Genomic DNA, 255 nt, shown 5'->3' with positions numbered 1-255 from the left:
AAGTGATCTCGCCGCCTTCGGTGACCGAAGGCGTTGCGGTCAGTTTGGCTACCACTTCGTCGATGGTGTCGGTCACTTTGACCGAAGCATCACCACCCAACTGCAGGTTCTCGAAGGTAGCGCCCGTAGCGTCCACCGCCGACTTGATGCCCAGGCTGATTTCGCCAGCGTCTTGGTAGACGTCGTCACCTTGTGCAGCGTGCTCGTACGGCGCACTGGTCTCCCCAGCCTTGATGGTGACCGTGGCATTGTTGC

General features: G+C 60.0%; 1 protein-coding gene. It reads right to left on the bottom strand.

What is annotated here, in order from left to right:
• The coding region (locus tag DM807_RS00020) for an immunoglobulin-like domain-containing protein (RefSeq protein ID WP_179026915.1) at nucleotides 1-255 on the bottom strand (255 nt) is incomplete at both ends.

Source organism: Pseudomonas hunanensis (assembly GCF_013393325.1).
Taxonomy (GTDB): domain Bacteria; phylum Pseudomonadota; class Gammaproteobacteria; order Pseudomonadales; family Pseudomonadaceae; genus Aquipseudomonas; species Aquipseudomonas putida_P.
Note: the sequence above shows the minus strand (reverse complement) of the source record. Positions and strands in the feature narration are given on the sequence as shown.